At 64.2% G+C, this 18,739-nt stretch carries 22 protein-coding genes; 11 read left to right on the forward strand and 11 right to left on the reverse strand.

Annotated features, from left to right (window positions below; all coding sequences use genetic code 11):
* The first annotated feature begins 11 nt into the window (after window positions 1–11).
* Both ACX80O_RS05205 and ACX80O_RS05210 read left to right on the forward strand, forming a co-directional pair.
* Complete coding sequence (locus tag ACX80O_RS05205; protein WP_459307538.1) at window positions 12–344, forward strand: hypothetical protein; 333 nt, start codon at window positions 12–14, stop codon at window positions 342–344.
* Window positions 345–455: 111 nt separating this feature from the next.
* Window positions 456–884, forward strand: a complete 429-nt coding sequence (locus ACX80O_RS05210) for a DUF1761 domain-containing protein (RefSeq protein WP_459307540.1) — start codon at window positions 456–458, stop codon at window positions 882–884.
* A 116-nt stretch (window positions 885–1,000) separates the two neighbouring features.
* Here the strand turns inward: ACX80O_RS05210 and ACX80O_RS05215 are convergent, their stop codons facing one another.
* Window positions 1,001–1,546 carry a CGNR zinc finger domain-containing protein gene (locus ACX80O_RS05215; protein ID WP_459307541.1) on the reverse strand — a complete coding sequence of 182 codons (546 nt, stop codon included), beginning with the start codon at window positions 1,544–1,546 and terminating at the stop codon, window positions 1,001–1,003.
* An 84-nt stretch (window positions 1,547–1,630) separates the two neighbouring features.
* Between ACX80O_RS05215 and ACX80O_RS05220 the strand changes: the two genes are divergently transcribed.
* The gene (locus ACX80O_RS05220; protein ID WP_459332763.1) at window positions 1,631–2,599 is read left to right on the forward strand and encodes an EamA family transporter; all 969 of its coding nucleotides are present in this window, start codon (window positions 1,631–1,633) and stop codon (window positions 2,597–2,599) included.
* A 2-nt stretch (window positions 2,600–2,601) separates the two neighbouring features.
* Here the strand turns inward: ACX80O_RS05220 and ACX80O_RS05225 are convergent, their stop codons facing one another.
* The 3 genes from ACX80O_RS05225 to ACX80O_RS05235 all read right to left on the reverse strand — a co-directional run bounded on the left by ACX80O_RS05225 (window position 2,602) and on the right by ACX80O_RS05235 (window position 5,532).
* Entirely contained in the window at window positions 2,602–4,896 is a 2,295-nt protein-coding gene (locus ACX80O_RS05225; RefSeq protein ID WP_459332764.1) for a heavy metal translocating P-type ATPase, read from the reverse strand.
* Window positions 4,897–4,966: 70 nt separating this feature from the next.
* Window positions 4,967–5,191 carry a heavy-metal-associated domain-containing protein gene (locus ACX80O_RS05230; RefSeq protein WP_459307544.1) on the reverse strand — a complete coding sequence of 75 codons (225 nt, stop codon included), beginning with the start codon at window positions 5,189–5,191 and terminating at the stop codon, window positions 4,967–4,969.
* Between the two features lie 29 nt (window positions 5,192–5,220).
* Window positions 5,221–5,532 carry a metal-sensitive transcriptional regulator gene (locus ACX80O_RS05235; protein ID WP_459307545.1) on the reverse strand — a complete coding sequence of 104 codons (312 nt, stop codon included), beginning with the start codon at window positions 5,530–5,532 and terminating at the stop codon, window positions 5,221–5,223.
* 149 nt (window positions 5,533–5,681) lie between these two features.
* On the opposite strand from ACX80O_RS05235, the gene ACX80O_RS05240 reads away from it, so the two are divergent.
* Window positions 5,682–6,317 (forward strand): DUF305 domain-containing protein, encoded by a 636-nt coding sequence (locus ACX80O_RS05240; RefSeq protein ID WP_459332765.1) that lies wholly within the window; start codon window positions 5,682–5,684, stop codon window positions 6,315–6,317.
* Window positions 6,318–6,371: 54 nt separating this feature from the next.
* A complete protein-coding gene (locus ACX80O_RS05245; RefSeq protein WP_459332766.1) occupies window positions 6,372–7,016 on the forward strand; it encodes a thioredoxin-like domain-containing protein in 645 nt (214 codons plus the stop codon).
* A 51-nt stretch (window positions 7,017–7,067) separates the two neighbouring features.
* On the opposite strand, the gene ACX80O_RS05250 is transcribed toward ACX80O_RS05245, so the two are convergent.
* A complete protein-coding gene (locus ACX80O_RS05250; protein ID WP_459332767.1) occupies window positions 7,068–8,615 on the reverse strand; it encodes an MFS transporter in 1,548 nt (515 codons plus the stop codon).
* Between the two features lie 61 nt (window positions 8,616–8,676).
* On the opposite strand from ACX80O_RS05250, the gene ACX80O_RS05255 reads away from it, so the two are divergent.
* Entirely contained in the window at window positions 8,677–9,225 is a 549-nt protein-coding gene (locus tag ACX80O_RS05255; protein WP_459307549.1) for a TetR/AcrR family transcriptional regulator, read from the forward strand.
* A 6-nt stretch (window positions 9,226–9,231) separates the two neighbouring features.
* Here ACX80O_RS05255 and ACX80O_RS05260 read toward each other — a convergent pair whose 3' ends face one another.
* Genes ACX80O_RS05260 through arsB form a run of 4 tightly spaced genes read right to left on the reverse strand, consistent with a single transcriptional unit; the run spans window position 9,232 to window position 12,765 of the window.
* Window positions 9,232–9,879, reverse strand: a complete 648-nt coding sequence (locus ACX80O_RS05260) for an arsenate reductase ArsC (protein ID WP_459332768.1) — start codon at window positions 9,877–9,879, stop codon at window positions 9,232–9,234.
* Window positions 9,880–9,897: 18 nt separating this feature from the next.
* Window positions 9,898–11,262 carry an NAD(P)-binding domain-containing protein gene (locus ACX80O_RS05265; RefSeq protein WP_459332769.1) on the reverse strand — a complete coding sequence of 455 codons (1,365 nt, stop codon included), beginning with the start codon at window positions 11,260–11,262 and terminating at the stop codon, window positions 9,898–9,900.
* Window positions 11,259–11,672 (reverse strand): arsenate reductase ArsC, encoded by a 414-nt coding sequence (locus ACX80O_RS05270; protein WP_459307552.1) that lies wholly within the window; start codon window positions 11,670–11,672, stop codon window positions 11,259–11,261. The genes ACX80O_RS05265 and ACX80O_RS05270 overlap by 4 nt, the downstream gene beginning before the upstream one ends.
* Window positions 11,665–12,765, reverse strand: a complete 1,101-nt coding sequence (arsB, locus tag ACX80O_RS05275) for an ACR3 family arsenite efflux transporter (RefSeq protein WP_459332770.1) — start codon at window positions 12,763–12,765, stop codon at window positions 11,665–11,667. The genes ACX80O_RS05270 and arsB overlap by 8 nt, the downstream gene beginning before the upstream one ends.
* Before the next feature lie 109 nt (window positions 12,766–12,874).
* Here arsB and ACX80O_RS05280 point away from each other — a divergent pair, with 109 nt between their 5' ends.
* Window positions 12,875–13,228 (forward strand): ArsR/SmtB family transcription factor, encoded by a 354-nt coding sequence (locus ACX80O_RS05280; protein WP_459332771.1) that lies wholly within the window; start codon window positions 12,875–12,877, stop codon window positions 13,226–13,228.
* A gap of 162 nt (window positions 13,229–13,390) precedes the next feature.
* Here the strand turns inward: ACX80O_RS05280 and ACX80O_RS05285 are convergent, their stop codons facing one another.
* Window positions 13,391–14,446, reverse strand: coding sequence for a lactonase family protein (locus tag ACX80O_RS05285; protein ID WP_459332772.1), 1,056 nt, complete (start codon window positions 14,444–14,446; stop codon window positions 13,391–13,393).
* A gap of 87 nt (window positions 14,447–14,533) precedes the next feature.
* Here ACX80O_RS05285 and ACX80O_RS05290 point away from each other — a divergent pair, with 87 nt between their 5' ends.
* The 4 genes from ACX80O_RS05290 (at window position 14,534) to ACX80O_RS05305 (ending at window position 17,821) form a co-directional block, all read left to right on the forward strand.
* Window positions 14,534–15,997: a cryptochrome/photolyase family protein gene (locus tag ACX80O_RS05290; RefSeq protein WP_459332773.1), complete on the forward strand. Its 1,464-nt coding sequence runs from the start codon at window positions 14,534–14,536 to the stop codon at window positions 15,995–15,997.
* A gap of 114 nt (window positions 15,998–16,111) precedes the next feature.
* Window positions 16,112–16,363, forward strand: a complete 252-nt coding sequence (locus ACX80O_RS05295) for a hypothetical protein (RefSeq protein ID WP_459332774.1) — start codon at window positions 16,112–16,114, stop codon at window positions 16,361–16,363.
* 3 nt (window positions 16,364–16,366) lie between these two features.
* Entirely contained in the window at window positions 16,367–17,281 is a 915-nt protein-coding gene (locus ACX80O_RS05300) for an FHA domain-containing protein (protein ID WP_459307558.1), read from the forward strand.
* Window positions 17,282–17,290: 9 nt separating this feature from the next.
* The gene (locus ACX80O_RS05305) at window positions 17,291–17,821 is read left to right on the forward strand and encodes a 2'-5' RNA ligase family protein (protein WP_459332775.1); all 531 of its coding nucleotides are present in this window, start codon (window positions 17,291–17,293) and stop codon (window positions 17,819–17,821) included.
* On the opposite strand, the gene ACX80O_RS05310 is transcribed toward ACX80O_RS05305, so the two are convergent.
* Entirely contained in the window at window positions 17,810–18,730 is a 921-nt protein-coding gene (locus ACX80O_RS05310) for an AEC family transporter (RefSeq protein ID WP_459307560.1), read from the reverse strand. The two genes, ACX80O_RS05305 and ACX80O_RS05310, sit on opposite strands and share 12 nt — an antisense overlap.
* Window positions 18,731–18,739 lie beyond the last annotated feature (9 nt).

Here is an 18,739-nt window from a genome sequence, read left to right on the forward strand (position 1 = left end):
AAGGAGTAACAGTGTCCAAATCGGTCAGGGGCGTCAAAGGCCCCCTCATCTTCTCAGCCGTCCTCGCGGCGGTCGCCGGCATCGTGGCGATGATCGTCTCCACTGGTGGCGGCACCCGGGAACTGAGGGTTGACCTTGGCCTCACCGCCGCGGGAATTGCTTTCATCGCCGCACTGGTGGTCTGCGCCATGCTCATGATGACCGAGAAGCCGAACGCTGACCACCTTGGTAAAGGGACCGGAATCAACCGGTCATCGTCGAAGATCCCCGGCGGCGCGGGGAACGTCGATAAGGAAGGAAACCCCAAAGGGACACCCCGCGGCGGGTCGGACAGCACCCACTAGCGGCCGTAGCCTTCTTTTCGCCCCTTTTTTCGCAGTGGCAGCATATTCCTGACGTGAGCCGGTCTAGACTTTCAGCTGACCCGAGTATTCCGACCCAGGAAGAGGCGCAGCATGATCCCGGAAATCAACATCTGGGCGGTGCTTGTCGCTACCCTGTCCACCTTGGTCGTCGGCACCATCTGGTACACGCCCAAGGTGTTCGGCAACTACTGGACGAGGGTCGCTAAGGTCGACGTGAGCGGCGATTCCAGGGACGCCATCAAGCCCATCCTCATCACTGTGGTGGTCAGTCTGATCAGCGCGTGGGTGCTGGCCGGTGGTGCCGCGATCGCCCAGGACTTTTACGGCGGAAATTTCCTGCTCAATACCTTGATTACCGCAGTGATCCTGTGGGCCGGGTTCACCGCCTCCCGGTTTATTACCCACGACGCGTTCGAGGGCCGGCCGGCCGGACTCACCCTCCTGAATTGCGCCCACGAACTGGTCACCTATTTGGTGATGGCGCTCATTATCGGCTTGTTCGGCATCAGCGGGGCCTAACCCCGGGCTACCCGGACCTCCCCCGGCCAGGAATAGTGGCTGGACCGCAGAAGCGCTGTTGGGTAACCACTCACGTGCGGGTGCACCACTTTTCTGTGCCTGTCGCGTACGTGGGTCTAGCCGGCCACCGCTTTCCGGGCGCGATACGCCTTGACGTGCGCGCGGTTGGCGCAGTTCCCCGTATCGCAGTACCGCTTTGAGCGGTTTCGGCTCAGGTCGAGCACGACGGCGCTGCAGTCGTCGGCCGCACAGATCCGCAGCCGGTCCATTTCGTGGGTCCTGATGACATCGATCAGCGCCATCGCCGCCTCGGTGGCCATCCGGTCTTCGAGCGGAGCCTCGGGATCGGTGGCGTGCAGGTGCCAGTCCCAGTGATCGTGGCGGACCAGCCGGGGGAGGGCCTTCGCGTCACTCAGGATCCGATTGACGCGCGCGACGGCGTCGTCCTCGGAGGAGGTCCAGACCTCTTCAAGTTCCGCCCTCAACCGCACCACCGCTGCGAGCTCGGCGGATGTCCGGGCACGCGACCCGGAGAAGTCCTGCTCGGTGAGGAAACGGTCCAGGTCCGCCAACGTGGTCAACTGATCCGGATCCTCCTTTCCCGTGTTGATGAGCGCGGCGGCGGAGATCAGCGCAATTTCTGTGTCATAGGCAAAGGTCATGTTGACTCCTGACAGGGCTCGGGGCTACTGTCACTACCATAAACATATTTTGGTCATGACACTAATGTGGGCGGAGGAGTAGGCATGAAGAACGGTGCAGCAGCGGGCCTGGGGTTCGCGGTCATCTCGGCGGCCACGTTTGGCGTATCCGGGCCGTTCGCCAAGTCCCTGCTGGAGATTGGGTGGAGTCCGGGTGCAGCAGTGGGTGTGCGCATCGGCGGGGCGGCCCTCGTGTTGCTGGTCCCGGTTCTGATCGCCCTGCGGGGGCGGTGGACAACCCTGCGCGGCAGCGCGCTGACCCTGATCATCTACGGTGTCACAGCGATTGCGCTCTGCCAGTTCTTCTATTTCAGCGCCGTGCAGCGGATGTCCGTCGGGGTTTCCCTACTCCTGGAATATCTGGCGCCGGTGCTCATTGTCGGCTGGCTGTGGGCCCGCAGCCGTCGGACCCCGCGCCGTCTCACCGCCGCCGGTTCGGTAACCGCCATGATCGGGCTCCTCCTGGTGCTGGACCTGACCGCCGACGAACGCCTCGACCCGATCGGCGTCCTCTACGGACTTGCCGCGGCGGTCTGCCTTGCGGTGTTCTTCTTGATGTCCGCCCGAGCCAACGACGCCCTGCCGCCCCTGGTGATGGCCGGCGGCGGAATGGTGGCCGGAGCTGTGGCCATCGGGGGGCTGGGGCTCGTGGGCGTCATGCCCTTCACCTTTGAGTTCCGCGACGTGACCCTGGCCGGGTGGGAAACCAGTTGGCTGGTGCCCGTGCTGGGGCTAGTGCTGATCTCCACTGTGGTGGCCTACTTCACGGGCATTCTTGCGGCCCGCCAGCTCGGGTCGAAGGTGGCTTCCTTTGTGGGGCTCACCGAGGTGATGTTCGCGGTGCTGGCTTCCTGGCTGATGCTCGGTGAGCTGCCCGGACCGATCCAGCTCCTCGGTGGACTGTTGATCGTCGGTGGAGTGGTGATGGTCCGCCTCGACGAGTTGCGCGCGCCAACGAACGGATCCCCGCCGCTGGACCGCGCCAACGACGTCGAGCCCGTCCCCCTGCCGTAGTTTTACCTACCGAACCGACGCAGCCGCAACGAGTTGGCCACCACAAGCACTGAACTCGCGGCCATCGCCGCACCCGCGACCATCGGGTTGAGGAACCCCAGAGCAGCCACCGGGATGCCGATGGTGTTGTAGAAGAATGCCCAGAACAGGTTGGTCTTGATGGTGCGGAGGGTCTTGCGCGATAGCTCGATGGCCTGTGCCACCTGCTCCAGGCTGTTCCCCATCACGGTCAGGTCGGCTGCCTCAATGGCAACATCGGTGCCCGAGCCCATGGCGATCCCCAGATCAGCCTGGGCCAGGGCGGCGGCGTCGTTGACCCCGTCGCCGGCCATCGCCACCGTGGCTCCTTCGGCCTGCAGCCGCCGGACGGCCTCCACCTTGCCCGCTGGAAGCACCCCGGCGAGCACATCGTCAGGAGCGATTCCTACCTGGGCAGCCACCCGGTGTGCCACCGGGGCGTTGTCGCCGGTGAGCAGGATAGGTCGCAGTCCCAGATCCTTGAGCCGCGCGATAGCCGCAGCAGATGAGTCCTTGACCGTATCCTTCAGCGACACCAGGCCCGCGATGCGGCCCTCAACTGCTACCCAGACGGCGGTGGCCCCGGAATCCTGCTGACCCTGCAGTGCTGAACGGTGTGCGTCGGTGAGAGCGACCCCGTTCTCTTCCAGCCAGCCGGACTGCCCGGCGAGCACGGTGACGGCGCGCCCGCCGTTGTCGACCGTGCCCCGCACCCCGCCGCCGGCGGAGCTACTGAACCCGGTCACCGCGGGGTGGCCCGGTGCTGCCGCAGCGATCGCCTGCGCAATCGGGTGCTCGCTGGCGGCCTCAACCGCGCCGGCCAGCCGCAGGACGTGGTTCCGATCCAGGGCACCGAGCACGACGACGTCGGTCACTGCAAGTTTGCCGGTGGTGACAGTGCCGGTCTTGTCCAGCACAATGGTGTCGACCGTGCGGGTGTCCTCCAGGACCTGCGGTCCACGGATGAGGATGCCCAGCTGGGCGCCACGCCCCGAACCGGTCAGGAGTGCCGTCGGCGTAGCGAGCCCGAGCGCACACGGGCAGGCGATCACGAGGACGGCGACGGCCGCAGTAAACGCCGACTGCAGGTCCCCGGTCAGCACCATCCAGGCGATGAAGGTCAGGAGGGCGATGGCTAGCACGATGGGGACGAAGACGGCACTGATTCGGTCCGCCAACCGGGCAATGGGCGCTTTGCCGCTCTGCGCCTGGCTGACGAGCCGTCCCATCTGGGCCAGGGTGGTCTCGCTGCCAATCCGGGTGGCCCGGACTATCAGGCGACCCGAAGTGTTGATGGTGGCGCCGGTGACGACGTCGTCAATGCCGACGTCCACCGGCAACGATTCGCCGGTGATCAGTGAAGTGTCGATAGCGCTGGTGCCATCGATCACCACACCGTCAGTAGCGATCTTCTCGCCCGGCCGCACCACAAACTCGTCACCGTGGACCAGGGAATCGGCCGGTACCTTGACCTCAACCCGGCGGCCGTCCTGGTCGCGGAGGACCGTTGCGTCCTTCGCGCCGAGGCTCAACAGCGCCTTGAGCGCTTCGCCGGCGCGCTGTTTGGCATTTGCCTCAAGATAGCGGCCCAGCAGCAAGAAGGTGACGACGACAGCTGCCACCTCGAAATACAGTGCGTGGTCACTCATGGCCATGCCCGCGTGTTCGGTGATGGTTGGATCACTGAACAGTTGCCAGGCTGAAAAGAGGAACGCCGCGGTGACACCGATAGAAACCAGCGTGTCCATTGTTGACGCGAGGTGGCGCGCGTTGATGGCGGCGGCCCGATGGAACGACCACGCGGACCAGGTCACCACCGGCAGGGCGAGGGCGAAGACGACCCAACCCCAGTGCGGGAATTGCGCCGCAGGCACCATGGAGATGATGGCGACCGGCAGTGTTAGTAGCGCCGCGACGATGAGCCGCGGCCGCAGTTGCGCATCTGATCCACCATGGGTCAGGTGGTCGGAGGCTTCTGGGTGGGTCCCCTCCAGGGCCGGATCACTCGACCCCGCATTCGAGGCGGTGCTGCGGCCCTGGTGCTTCAGTTGTGCGGTGTATCCCGTCGCCTGCACCGTGTCCACAATGTCCTGATCCGAGATGTGCTCCGGGACCGTGACGGTGGCGGTTTCGAGCGGCAGGTTTACGCTGGCCTCGACGCCGTCGAGCTTGCCCAATTTGCGTTCCACCCGTCCCACGCAGGACGCGCAGGTCATGCCCTGAATATCGAGTTCGACAATCCTGGTGGCGGGGGTGGTCTTCAACTGGTCGGTGCTCATCGTGTTCCTTGGTGGTACTGATAGGTCGCACTGCTGGTAGACGTTGCTGCTGGGTGGTGCCGTGTCCTATTTAGGCGTCGGTGGCGACAACCAGGTAGCCGGCTTCGGCGACGGCCTCGCCAATCTGTTCCGGGTCAAGGACGGACGCTGAGGTGACCGTGGCGGTGGAGATTCCGCCCTTATTGAGGTCGACGGCGACGTTCTGGACGCCGTCGATAGTCAGGATTTCTTCGGTGACCGAATCGACGCAGTGGCCGCAGGTCATGCCAGAGATGTTGACGGTGGTGGTGCTCATGGTGGTACTCCTTGGGTGGAAGGGACGTGTTACCTCAGCAGGCGGCTGATGGCCGCCGAGGCCTCCTGGACTTTTTCCTGGACAATGTCGGGGTTGCCGGTGAGCTGGGATTCATTGGCCGCGCCCACTACGCAGTGGGAGATGTGCTCTTCGAGAAGACCGATGCTGACCGCGTGCAGCGCCTTGTTGATCGCTGAGACCTGGGTAAGGACATCAATGCAATACTTGTCATCCTCGATCATCCGCGCGATCCCGCGGACCTGACCCTCGATCCGTTTCAGACGCCGGAGATAGACAGCCTTATCGGCTGTGTATCCGTGTTCGGTGGTGGTGTCGGTCATTGGGTCTCCTCGGTCTCCCTCGAATATATACCCCCTACCCGTATAACTCAAGTACCCTTGGGGGGTATCTCCGGATTACACAGGGAACGCCGAGGCTCATGCAATACGTTGGAGAAGATGGAATGACCAACGAGCAAGGAATTAGGTAGATGACGCTGCACCTGGAGACGTGGCAGAAGCGCGTGCTCATTGCCTTGGCTGGAGCGCTGGTGGTTTGTCTTTTTGTGCTCACCTTCGTTGCCGGCCGGATCGGTACCGGCCCGAACTACCCGGCGGCCAATAGCGCGGACGCTGGTTTCGCCCGCGACATGCAGGTGCACCACGCCCAGGCGGTAGAGATGTCCCGATTGGTCCGCGACCGAACCAACAATGAGGTGGTCCGCACCATTGCTTACGACGTCGCAATGACCCAGCAGCATCAGATCGGCCAGATGTATGCCTGGCTTGAAGAATGGGGATTGCCGCAGAGCTCAGCCGGGCCAAATATGGCATGGATGGCGGGGTCCATGGACCATGGCACTGAAGGCGGGATGCTCAGGGACGACGGTCTGATGCCCGGAATGGCCACGCCTGGGCAGATCGCCGAGCTATCGGATGCCTCGGGCGCCGAGGCAGAGCACCTGTATCTGACCTTGATGATCACTCACCACACGGCAGGCGCGGACATGGCGCAGGCGGGGGCCGAGCTGGTTCAGGAGTCGCGGGTCAGGGTTGCCGCCGAGAAAATGATGGCCGCCCAGGTAGCCGAAATAGCCGCCATGGAAGCCCTGCTGGATGAGCTGTAGCATCACCGACGGTACATTGGTTTCAATCACACTTACGGGAAAAGGATTTACGCGTTGAACAAGAAGCGAGCCCAGGACAATGCCGACCGCCAGGCGCGGCTGAAGGCCATCCAGTCCAAGCAGCGGGCCGGTGACCGTCGGCGAACCACGTTGATCCTCGGCGGAATCGGTGCTGTTGTGATCGCCATTATCGTTGCCGTGACCATCGTCATCGTGGGCCAGGTGCAGGAAAACCAGCGCATCGAAGACCTCGCCAGCCAGCCGATTGAAGGCGTCCAGGAGTTCGAGGACCTGTCCTTCGACCACACCGATGCGCCGGTGGACTACGAGCAGTCAGCCCCCGTGGGTGGAGATCACAACCCCATCTGGACCAACTGTGGTGTCTACACCTCGGAGATTCCAAACGAGAACACCGTGCACTCCATGGAGCACGGCGCGGTCTGGATCACCTACCTGCCCGATCTCCCCCAGGCCGACATTGACGCCCTGACCGACCTGGTGGGATCCAGCGGCTACGTCATCCTCAGCCCATATGCCGATCAGGAGTCGCCGATCATGGTGAGCGCCTGGGGTCTGCAGCTGAGCGTCGACACAGCCGATGATGGCCGGTTGCCAGTTTTCCTTGAGCGGTACATTCAGGGTGAGCAGACCCGGGAGCCTGGCGCTGCGTGCACCGGCGGGATCACACCCGCAGCCTGACCCTCGCAAAGAGGTCAAGCCTGCGGCGTGCGGGGACTCCCCCCAGGATTCTCATGCGCGTCGCAGGCTCCACAGGGCAAGTGCGGACGCCAACACCATCAGCGCTGCGCCAATCCCCGAGATGAGCACCACACCGCTGTCGAAGGCGTGGAACGCCGACTCCAGAAGCTGACTGCCGCCGCTGGGCGGCAATTGTGCGGCGGTGTTCACGGCACCGCCCAGCGTCTCGGTGGCGGTGGCTTCCTGCTCCGGACTGAGACCCGCCGGCAGCACGAGGTTGCGCTGGTAGGAGGCGAGCAGTACGCTTCCGAGCAGTGCCGTACCGAACACGGAACCCACCTCGTAGGCGGTTTCGGACACCGCTGACGCAGCACCCGCCTTCTCTGCGGGCACGGTCGAGAGGATCAGGTCGTTGGATATCGTCTCTGACGCGCCGACACCGACGCCCAGCAGCACAAAGGCGAACAGCAGCACGGTAGGAGATCCACCCCGGCCGGTGATGGCGACGAACGCGTACGCCACCGCCGACAAGAGCAGGGCGACAGGTACCACGGTGTGCGGCGGCACCCGGCGGACAACGGGCACTACAGCCAGGCCAGCGATGATCGTCATCACCAGGCCAGGCACCAAAATTAGCCCCGCGTTCAGTGGGCTGAGCCCCAGCACTAGTTGCAAATGCTGTGAAACGAAGTAGATGAACCCCACCAGCGAGAAGATGGCGAGCAGGTTCACCAGTACCGCGCCGGTGAAGGCACGTACGGTGAATAGCCGGACGTCCAGCATGGGATTCGGTCGGCCTAGCTGGCGCCTGGTGAACGCAGTCCCGGCTGCCAGGCCGATGACGACGGCGGCAATTGTCACCGCCACCGAATCACCCTTGGCGAAGTTCTTGATCGCGAACACGATGGGCAACATGGTGGAGACCGACAGGACGATGCTCAGGTAATCCACACGGCCCGGATTGGGGTCCTTCGACTCCGGGACCAGCGCGGGGGTAAGGGCAAGCATGAGGAGCAGTACCGGGACGGCCAGCAGGAACACCGAACCCCACCAGAAGTGCTCGAGAAGCGCGCCGCCAACGAGCGGGCCCATGGCAGCGCCGGCAGAAAATCCGGCAGCCCAAATGGCAATGGCGAGGCGGCGCTGGTTGCGGTCGGTGAAGATGTTGCGGAGGAGGGAAAGCGTGGATGGCATCAGCATGGCGCCGAACACGCCGAGTCCCACCCGTGAGGCAACAAGCAGCTCGGCGGTAGGCGAGTAGGCGGCGGCAATTGAAAAGACTGCGAAGCCCACGGCGCCGATGATGAGGAGCCGGCGGCGGCCAAAGCGGTCGCCAAAACTCCCCATGGCGACCAGGAGACCGGCGAGCACCAAAGGGTAGCTGTCGATAATCCACAGCAGTGTCGTGCCGCTGGTGTTGAACGCCAGGGAGATGGCGGGGGTGGCAAAGGCGAGCACGGTGTTATCGACAGCCACCAGAAGCACGGGCAGCATCAGTACGGCGAGGGCAGTCCATTCACGTCGACCGGCCCGGGTGGGCGCGGGGTTGAGTGCTGCCGCCCCGGTGATCGGCTCGGAGACATCGGTCGAGTTGCTCATCACCCAATACTATACCGTCCAGCCGGTACAGTAAAGCGTGAAGATCCGTTACGATTGACACATGGCTAGTTCCAAAGAGCGCATTCTTGACAGCTTCGAGAACATCCTCATAAACGACGGCGAACGGGCCGCGACCATGGAAGCGATCGCAGCGGCTGCCGACGTGTCCAAGGGTGGCTTGTTGTATCACTTCCCGTCGAAGGAAGCGTTGGTGAATGCGTTGGGGGATCGGCTCCTGGCCCTTTCCACGATTGACCGTGAGCTGATGACCGCTGACTCCGAGGGAGCGGCCCGCTACTACGTACGGACCTCCGTGTACGAGGACAGTGCGCTCGACCGGGCCCTCGTGGCGATGGCACGCCTCGCCCAGCAGGGGCACCCGAAGGCACAGCAAAATTTCGCACAGATTCAGGCGCTGTGGCTGGGTGCACTCGAGGTATCGCTAGGAAGCCGCCCGGTAGCTCGCGCCGTGAAGCTCATGGGCGATGGGCTTTACTACGACGCGGCCTTCTTCGCAGGCAGCGGCGCCAACCAGGAATTCACCGACGAGATGGAGCAACTTCTGGAGCTGGTCGATCTGTTGCAGGAACCGTTGCGCAGGAATGCTTAGTCCCGGTTACTGGTCGAGTAGTTCGGCCGCCAGCTTACGGATTCGTTCGTCCAGGTCGTTCCGCACCCGCTCGACACCGGCAGGGTCCAGATCCGCCGGGTCTTCGACCTGCCAGTCCTCGTAACGCTTCCCCGGGTAGATCGGGCAGGTATCACCACAGCCCATGGTGATGACGACGTCGGCCGCCCGCACCACGTCGTCGGTGAGGGGCTTGGGGAAATCGGCGTCCAGATCAATGCCGAGCTCCTTCATGGAGTTGACCACGTGGGCGTTGAGATGTTCTGCGGGCATTGATCCTGCAGAACGGACACTAATCCGGCCATCGCCGTAATGCCTGAGCAACCCGGCGGCCATCTGCGAGCGTCCAGCGTTCTGCACGCACACGAACAGCACCTCGGCCTTTCCGCTGGGACGGATGCCCTGGGCGTGAGCGAGGGCGTTCAGGCGGTCCTCGGCGAAGTGCTTGGTGATGGAGGCCAGATAGGTCTTGATCTTTGCGGTCCGCGCGAGGGCTGTGTAGGACTCGAAAACGTACCGGTCGACCATCTCTGGACTAAACACACCGTCGAACCTGCCCGCGAGCTCACCGCTGATCCTGTGCAGGACATGTTCGTCGTTGATCAATCCGGGCATCGGGTTGGGGTGAGTTGCCATGTTTGAGCTCCTTCTTGGTCAGTAATCAGGGTCGTTGAAGCGGCCGTGGACCGTTCCGGTCGGGACGCCAACGCTCACTAGTTGGGGCGTGCTGCAACAACTGTCCGCCTCTTCCTGCGCGGCTGGCGCCGGAGCGTCACAGGAACCGCCCAGATCGGTGCTGCAGACTCCGGTCGCCGGGAGTGCCAACTGCACGTCCTCAGCGGCGGCTGTGTCGCCGGCTAGTGCCGCGACCACCGACCGAACCTGCTCGTAGCCGGTGGCCATCAGGAAGGTGGGTGCACGCCCGTAGCTCTTCATCCCAACCAGGTAGAAGTCTTTGTCGGGATGAGCTAGCTCCTTGGCGCCGTGCGCGGGCACAGTGCCGCAGCTGTGGAACTCGGGGTCGATCAAGGGTCCCAGCGCGCGGGGCGCTTCAACCGCAGGGTCCAGTTCCAGGCGGAGTTCCTGGACGATTCCCAGATCCGGTCTGAAGCCAGTGGCCGGAATCAGGACGTCCACCTCGACTGAGCCATCGGCGGTGTGGACAGTCAGCGCGTCGCCGGCGGTGAAGCCGGTGATAGTGAACGACGTCCTGAGCTCCACCACGCCGTCTGCAACCAGCTTGCGCAGCCGGGAGCCGAGCTGGCCGCGAGCTGGCAGGCCGTCGAGGTCGCCGCCCCCATAGAGCCGATCGGCAGAACCCGTGCCGCGGACGGCCCAGATGATGGAGGTGGACCCGGGGGCGCGTGCCACCTGTCCAAGCGCGATCAGGGTGTTGGCCGCAGAGTGCCCGGCGCCGACCACCATGACCCGTTTGCCTTCGAACTGCTCACGGGCGTCGCCTGCTGCGTCAGGGAGCGGGTGAGTGATGAAGCGGTCGGCCTCAGCCTCTCCGTGGGCCGGGAGTCCACCCTGCCCGAGGGGGTTTGGCTGGTCCCAGGTGCCGGAGGCGTCGATGACGGCGCGTGCCAGATGGTCCTCAACGCCGTTAGGGCCTTGCACCCTGACCAGGAACGGCTGCCTGTCGCGGTCCTTGGTCCGGGTCTTGTCTATCCCCTGGCGGGTCACCGCGAGGACGCGGGTGTTGAGCTGCAGGGTTTCGGCGATGACCGGTACTGCCGCCAGCGGTGTCACGTAATCGGCAACCAGCTCGGATCCGTAGGGTAGGGCCGTTCCCCGTGGGGAGGCCCAACCAGTGGGCTCGAGCAGACGGCGCGCGGCGGCATCGATGTTGAACTGCCACGGGGAAAACAAGCGGATGTGGCCCCAGTCGCTGACCGCGGCACCCGGCGTCGTACCGGCCTCGAAGATCAGTGGCTGCAGGCCTCGCTCGAGGAGGTGAGCTGCGGCGGCGAGACCGATGGGTCCCGCTCCGATGATCACGACCGGGAGCCCGCTCACGCGGGAAGCAACTCCGCGATCAAGGCTTCGACGCGGCCCTTGATGGTGTCGCGGATCGGCCGGACCGACTCCACGCCCTTGCCTGCCGGGTCTTCAAGCACCCAGTCCTCGTAACGTTTCCCCGGGAAGTAGGGGCATTCGTCACCGCACCCCATGGTGACGACGACGTCGGAGTCTTTGACGGCGTCGTCGGTAAGGACCTTGGGGATTTCAGCCGACATGTCGATGCCGAGTTCGCGCATTGCCTCGACTGCTGCTGGGTTGATCGAGTCGGCTGGCTGCGAGCCGGCGGAGCGGACTTCGATCCGGCCCTCGGAGAGGGTGGTCAGGAAGGCGGCGGCCATCTGGGAGCGGCCAGCGTTGTGGACGCAGACGAAGAGGACTGAGGGTTTGGTTGATGAATCAGACATGTGAGGTTTCCTTTGCGGGTGTCAGGGGATCGGTGGCGAAGAAGCGCTTCCGCGCCCAGAGGGCCACATAGACCAGTGCAACAAGAACCGGGACTTCAATCAAGGGTCCGACGACGCCGGCCAGCGCCTGGCCGCTGGTCACCCCGTAGGTGCCGATGGCGACGGCGATAGCCAACTCGAAGTTGTTGCCGGCGGCGGTGAAAGCCAGGGTGGTGGTTTTGGCGTAGCCAAGGTTCAGCAGCTTACCGATCACCATGCCTGCTGTGAAGACCACCAGAAAATAGATCAGCAGGGGGAGGGCAATACGGGCGACGTCGAGCGGCCTGGCGAGGATCTCATCGCCCTGCAGGGCGAAAAGGATCACGATGGTGAACAGCAGCCCGTAGAGGGCCCACGGTCCGAGCTTGGGGAGGAACTTTCCCTCATACCAGTCGCGACCCTTGGCGCGCTCGCCGATGGTGCGGGTGAGGAACCCGGCCAGCAGTGGTATGCCGAGGAAGATGAGTACGCTGATGGTGATGGCCCAGAAGGAGAAGTCGGCGCTGGCGGTTGGCAGTCCCAGCAGGCTGGGCAGTCCCTGCAGGTAGAACCAGCCCAGCGCTCCGAAGGCGAAGACCTGGAAGACCGAATTGATGGCGACGAGAACGGCCGCCGCCTCGCGGTCACCGCAGGCGAGGTCGTTCCAGATCATCACCATGGCGATACAGCGGGCCAGGCCGACAATGATCAAACCGGTGCGGTATTCGGGCAGGTCGGGGACGAAGACCCAGGCCAGGATAAACATGAAGGCAGGGGCGGCAACCCAGTTGATCACCAGGGAGGTGATCATGAGCTTCCGGTCCTTGATCACTGCACCGGTCTGGTCATAGCGGACCTTAGCCAGCACCGGATACATCATCACCAGGAGGCCGACGGCGATGGGCAGGGACACCGAGCCGATGGCCAGGGAGTCGAGGGCTCCGGCCATGCCGGGAATGAACTGGCCGAGAGCGATGCCAACTACCATCGCGGCGATGATCCAGACCGGAAGCAGTCGATCGAGGGTGGACAGTCTGCCGGTCGTCTCTTCGGCGGGAAGGGTTTGAGTACTCAAGGGGCTCCGTTGAACGGGACGAATGGTGGTCGTATAAATCGATGGTCTTCGATGCCTGAAGTATTTCCCAATCCATCGACGAATGTCAATGTCAGTGCATAATGGATGGATGACTACCGCCGTCACAACACAACCCGACGCCCTCACCGCCTGCTGCACGCCCACGGGTGAGCCGGTCATGTCGGAGGAGACGGCGTCGTCGTTGGCCGCTCAGTTAAAGGCGATCGCTGATCCCAACAGGCTACGGATGGTCTCGATCATCTCCTCAAGCGACAATGCTGAGGCGTGCGTTTGCGACATCACCGAGCCGCTGAACCTTAGCCAGTCGACAGTGTCGCACCACCTGAAGATCCTGGTCGACGCGGGCGTCCTGACCCGGGAGAAGAGGGGCGTGTGGGCGTATTATTCGCTGGTTCCGGGCGCACTGGACAGCCTCGCCGGGGCGCTGACCGGCCGCTCCTGACTACCCCCTCCGCCGAAAAGACCACCTCCGTCACAAAGTTAGATCGGGCGACTTGGCCGGGCGGTGAGTACCGGACCCTAAACGCCGCAGAAAAGTGGTGGCGTCGCCACTTAGCTTCCCTTCCGCCACTTTTCTGCACGCAACAGCGCTAGTCCAACAACGCTAGGCCAACGGCGAGAATTCGATCCAGCGCGGACCGGGGTTGCAGTCGTATTTTCCACGCTCGTGCAGGCGCCCGCTTTGGGGGTCGATCCGGTACACGGTCAGCTGGCCGGAGAGCTCACCGACCGCCAGCAGGAACTCACCAGTCGGATCGATGTTCATCCCGCGCGGCTGGGCCTGGGTGGTGGTGGTATCGATCAGCGAGAGCGTGCCATCGGGTGCGACGGCGACGACGGCGATGGTGCTGCTGGATCGTTCGGTGCTGTACAGAAAACGGCCGTCGGGGGACACCTGCAGTTCGGCGCACCAGATGGCATTCGCGGCCGGGTCCGGTCCGGACCCGTCGCGGACCCGGCCCGGCACGAGGTTCAGGGAGGAGGCAATTGAGGAGATCCGCTGCTGCTCGGTCAGGACGCCGGTCTCGGAGTCTTGGGCGTAGGCGGCAATCTCCCCCGACATTTCGTGAAGCGCGTAGAGCGTCTCCCCGGACGGCGAGAAGCGCAGATGCCGTGGGCCGCTCCCGGCCGGCGCGGCCACCTGGCCGCCGACACCTAGTGCCCCGGTGACGGAATCGACCGGCCACCACGCAATCAGGTCGTCGCCCAGGGCGGTGGCGTACACGAACCGTCCGTCAGGGCTGGTGACCACCGCGTGGGCATGCTTGCCGGGTGCGGCGGAGGACGCGGTGCCAGGGAGCATCCCGCCGTCGTCGTCAAGGCTCATGACGCTGACCAGGTGGTCGGTGTAGGAGGCGCCGAGCAGGTGACCGCACGACGGGTCGACCCCCAGATAGGCCATCCCAGCGATCAGCTCTGCAGTCCCGTGTGGCCTGAGGTCTCCGGTGCTCCCATCGATGGCGAGTGACCTCACCGTGGGCGGCGTGGTGGCCAGCGCTGCATATAGCAGGCGGTCGCTGGGGTGTATCGCCAGGCACTGCACCTTGACGCCCAGCGCCAACGACTGACCGGCGTCGAGGGCCCCGGAACGGGTGTCCAGGCGGAAGGTGTCAATACTCTGGCCGTCGGCGCAGGCAACATGAACGGCGAATCGAGTCATAGGCTTCACCCTAGCAACCGGGCGCGGGAAGCCCGCGATGTGGAAGCATGGCAGCGGTGCTGAAGCGCGGCACGCAGGACGAAGGAGATGTCAGTGCAGGTTCGGTTGGTTTTCCCTCACCAGCTCTTCGAGGAGCACCTCGGCGCGCCCGCGGCGCACCGGTTCATCCTGGTAGAGGATGATCTGTTCTTCCGCCAGTACCGATTCCACCAGCAGAAACTGGTGCTGCACCGTGCCAGTATGCGCCACTTCGCGCAGCGCCTCAGGGACGCGGGCTACACGGTGGACTACCTCGAAACTTCGGCGACGACCCCCAGTCAGGACCGGTTGGGTGCTCACCTGCGGGACATCGGGGCTACGCGGTGCACGTATTACGACGTCGTCGACGACTGGCTGGAGCAGCGGCTCGCCACGACCCTCGGAAACCTCGGCCTGACGGCGCAGGTGGACACCAGCCCCGGATTCCTGCTCAGCCCCGACGAGATTCGGGGCTACTTCACCAACGCCGGCTGGCGGATGCAAAACTTCTACGAGTGGCAGCGCCGTCGGCTGGGAATCCTGGTTGAACCAGATGGCAGCCCGGTGGGCGGTCGCTGGAGCTTCGACGCCGACAACCGGAAGAAACTGCCCAGGGGGTTGGCCGTTCCGGACCTGCCCGTGCTCGACCCCACCGACAACGTGCGGGACGCCATCGACTGGGTCACGCGGGAATTCCCCGACAATCCGGGAGTCGCCGGGACGTTCAACTGGTCGGTCACGCACCAGCAGGCGGCAGGCGCCCTTGAGGCGTTCCTTAATGAACGGTTTGCCCAGTTCGGCCCGTACGAGGATGCAATCTCCGCGCCGGACTCGTTTCTGTTCCATTCGGCGCTGAGTTCCAGCATCAATTCGGGCCTGCTCAGCCCGCTGGAGGTGGTCGATGTGACCCTGGACCATGCCGGCCGGCATGACACGCCGATCGCCAGTGTCGAGGGGTTCATCCGGCAAGTGATCGGGTGGCGCGAGTACATGCGGGCCTCGTATCTGCTGCGTGGTCGCGAGATGCGCACCAGCAACACCCTCGGGTTCGACCGGGGCCTGGCTGAGGGATGGTGGACCGGGGAGACGGGTCTGGAGCCGGTCGACGTCGTCATCAAACGGATCGGTGACACCAGCTATGCGCACCATATTGAGCGGCTGATGGTGCTCGGAAACGCGATGGCGCTGCATCGGATCCACCCGGACGCCGTCTACGAGTGGTTCATGGCGATGTTCATCGACGCCTATGACTGGGTGATGGTTCCCAATGTATACGCCATGAGTCAGTACGCGGCCGGCAGCATAATCACCACCAAGCCCTATGTCAGCGGGAGTAATTATCTGAAGAAGATGAGCAACTTCCCGCCCGGCGGGTGGCAGGAGAGCTGGGATGCCCTGTACTGGCAGTTCGTGAGTGACCACCGCGCGATGTTCAGCCGGAATCCACGCTCCTCAATGATGGTCGCGCTCTATGACAAGTTCGACGACGAGAAGAAGGTGCGCCTGCATCTAGAGGCAGCGCGCTGGCTCTAGGCGTCTTGCAGGAAGGCTTGTTGCCGGACGGGGGCCCGTACTAGGGTTGGATCGTTAGCGTCAGACGGGTAGAGGGCGTCTGTCATAGAGCACACTCCATTGAAGGAATCACTCATGACCGAAAACACCTCCGCAGACCAACAGGGCAACCACAACATCCGCGATTGGGCTGACCTGGCCGAGGAAATGTGGACTTACCTGACCGGCAAGGGCGCAGCGGTGAACTACAGCTTCATCGACATGACGGTGGAGGTTCCCCGAGACATCGGGCCCGACGCCCCGCGCGCCACCTGGAAGCTGAACGGAACCCTTCGGGTCACTACCAGCGATAACGATGCAGCGGGCTCCGATACCCACCGCAACTGAGTCATGGCTGCAAAAATTCGACTGGAGATCGATCTCGCATTCTCGATGACCGAACCAGCAACGGCGGATCGCACCGCATCAACGGTCAGCGGAACAGTGACAGCCAACGGCTCGACGGTTGAGGTGTTCGTCGACTCGCCTGAAGCATTCGGCGGGACCTCCACACCGTCGCTCGCCGCGGTCAGGGAGTTGGCGAAAGCCCTTGCCGACAAGGGCGTCGCCGTGTCCATTACGGGCCCCAAGGGCAACCTCGTGAGCCTCGGAGCGGTCGAGGCTTCACGGGTGCAACGACTCCTGACCCGGTCCCCGCATATCCGCTTGGGGTCGCTCGGTGCCCTCACGCCGCTGGCCAGGAGCGTGCGCGGGTCAGGTAAAGCCGGGACTTCCGGCCTCCTGCCGCCGTCAACTCCGTTCCCGCTTGTCCCCACCGTCAACCGGATGATTCGCCGCCGGGTGACCACCACCCACCACACGCCGGGCAGCGGGCGCGCCCGGCTGATCTTCGTCCAGGATTCAGCGACGTGGAGCGGCCAAGTGCCGCGGGAGTTCAATCTGGGGCCCGTGAGTACCACGATTGGCAGCGGGCCCGACGTCGACCTGATGCTTCCCGGGCTGGACGCCATTCACGCCGAGGTAATGCACAACGACGCCGACGAGTACGTCCTCATCCCCCGCGGGCCGGTCAGTGGGAGCGTCAACCCGACCGGGCCATCAGTGCTGAGGACAGGTGCACGGATCCAGCTGGGTCAATGGTGCCTCGCCTATTTCCGTGAGGAGTATGCCGATCACGGGCGGCCGTTCGGCGGTCGAAGCGGAGGAGAGCTGGCCTACCAGCGTCCGCAGTTCGATCCGCGGACCGGCAGAACCGAGGGTGACGGTTCGGAGGGTGTCGGGGATTTTCGCCGGCGCCCTCACTGAGCGGGCCCGGTGGACAGCATTGAACTGCTCTTTGACGATGCCACGGAGCAGTTCATTCATGCCGAATGGGATGCCCTGCTCGCGGCTGGCCTGCCCAGCCGGGCCGCCCACAATTCACCGCACAACCGGCCGCACATCACGCTGATCGCAGCGCCGGTGATCACCGGCGACCGGGACGGGGAGCTGGGCGAACGCCTCACCCTTCCCCTGACGATTTCCTTCGCCGGACTGCTGCTGTTCGACGCCGGACGGCGCGGTTTTGTACTGGCCCGGCAGGTGGTGTGTACTTCTCAACTGCTGCAGCTGCATCAGGGGGTGCACGACGTCGGCAACGTTGACGGCCCCATGCGTACGTCGCTGCCTGACGCTTGGGTTCCCCACATCACCCTCGCCAATGCGGTAAGCCCAGACCGACTGCCGGACGCGCTTGCCATCCTGACCGGGGCCGTGCCAGCGGGCAACGTGGTGGGGGTGCGACGTTGGAACAGCCGGGCGAAGACCATCACGCTGCTCGGTGGGGCCCAGACGTTAGTTCAGTAGCCAGGCAATGAGGATCAGTGCCGGCACGGCCAACGCCGATGACAACAGGATTACGTCTCTCGCGACAGTGATTCCCTTGTCGTAGCGGCCAGCGAAAAGGAACACGTTTTGGGCGGCGGGAAGGGCGGCCATCACCACGGCGCCGAACACCAGTCCGGGCTCGAGCTGGAATAGGAACCTGCTCAGCAGGTAGGCGGTTGCTGGCATGACCAGGGTCTTGATGAGGGTCGCCACGATCACCTCGGTGCGGCCCTCGCTGGCACGCAATGGCCGGCTTCCACGCAGGGACATGCCGAACGCCAACAGCACCAACGGGACTGCAGCTCCGCCCAGCAGCTGCAGTGGTTCCCACACCAACTCCGGAACCTCCAGCCCGGTCCACCCGACCGCCAGCCCAAGGAAGGACGCGATGATCATCGGGTTGCGGAACGGTTGGGTGAGGACATTCCTGACGGAGGGCTTCCGCCCCGATGACAGGTCGAGAATGGTGAGGTACAGCGGAGTCAGCAGGAGCAGCTGCACCAGCAAGACCGGCGCGACGGCGGCGGCGTTCCCCAGTGCGTAGACGGCGATCGGAATGCCGATGTTGTTGGCATTGACGTAGGAGCCTGCCATCGCGCCGATCACGGTTTCGGCGGCGGGCCGGCGGAACCAGATCCGGCTGACCGTGACATACAGTAACGCAGCGACAACCGCAGTGATCAGGGCGATGGGTAGGTACGCGGACAGGACGGCGGCGAGGTCCGCCTGCGCGAGGATGGTAAAGAGCAGGGCGGGGTTGGTGATGAAGAATGCGGTCTGCGTGAGGGCCTTGACCGTCTCGGGGCCACCGACCCGCAACCGGGCGGCGAGGTAACCTGTAAGGATCACCGCCCCAACAACCGCGAAGCCTGCTATTACGCCGTTCACAGGGCCCTC

The organism is Arthrobacter glycogeni (genome assembly GCF_054511155.1).